1 protein-coding gene is annotated in these 851 nt (G+C 55.0%); it reads left to right on the top strand.

All coding sequences use genetic code 11. The features are described from left to right. Nucleotides 1–213: 213 nt before the first annotated feature. Nucleotides 214–513: a ferredoxin gene (locus NW837_RS12760; protein ID WP_011433206.1), complete on the top strand. Its 300-nt coding sequence runs from the start codon at nt 214–216 to the stop codon at nt 511–513. Nucleotides 514–851 lie beyond the last annotated feature (338 nt).

The raw sequence follows: 851 nt of genomic DNA, 5'->3' as shown, positions 1-851 counted from the left end.
TAGAGCAGAACAGGCTCAGGGCTACTGAAAGCCCGCTCCGTACCGCTTAGCGGTCGGAGCCGGGTAGTTTACAATCCTTGCCCGGCACGGCTTTTGCGGATCCACCTGGAAAAAACCGGAAGATTTGCCTATTTCCTCACAAAAGGATGCTTGATCCGGGGCAGAAGGGTGGCAGGATGAGGAGTGGATGTTTTTTCTGGAGACCCAACCAGGATGGCTACCTACAAGGTCACTCTGATCAACGAGGAGCAAGGCTTGAACGTCACCATCGATGTGCCGGATGACGAATACATTTTGGACGTGGCAGAAGAGCAAGGGATCGAGCTGCCTTATTCCTGCCGCGCCGGTGCCTGTTCGACCTGTGCTGGCAAGCTGGTGAGCGGCACGGTGGATCAAAGCGATCAGTCCTTCCTGGATGATGATCAGATCGAGCAGGGCTATGTGCTGACCTGTGTGGCTTACCCTACTTCCGACTGCACCATCATCACCCACCAAGAAGAAGCCCTTTACTGATCGAGCTTGAATTTCCGTCCTCAACCCTAGCCCCTCTTCCAAAGAGAGAGGGGTTTTTGTTTTGGGTGGCCCAAGGGGGTGTTCGAGCGCTCCGCGCTGCTGAGGCCCTCACCCAGAGGGAGAGGAGAATTGGCAGTGGTAGGATTTCCTTATTCTGTAGTGCTTCAGCAACCATGACCCCTGAGCAAGAGCAGTGGCTGATTCAAGCCATCCAGGAGCTACAAGCCTCCCAAAGAGAATTGCAGGCCGCTCAGCAGGAGCTGCGCCTTGTCCAACAAAACCAGCAGGTTTTGATTCAAGAGCTGCGGGAAGGGCAGGCGATGCTGGCCCAGTTTTTT

Origin of the sequence: Synechococcus sp. R6-10 (genome assembly GCF_047461815.1) — a bacterium.
Classification (GTDB): Bacteria; Cyanobacteriota; Cyanobacteriia; order Thermostichales; family Thermostichaceae; genus Thermostichus.
This window is presented reverse-complemented; position numbering and strand designations above follow the sequence as displayed.

Coding starts and splice junctions, on each gene's coding strand:
- NW837_RS12760 (WP_011433206.1), top strand. CDS start 214: ATGGCTACCTACAAGGTCACTCTGATCAACGAGGAGCAAGGCTTGAAC.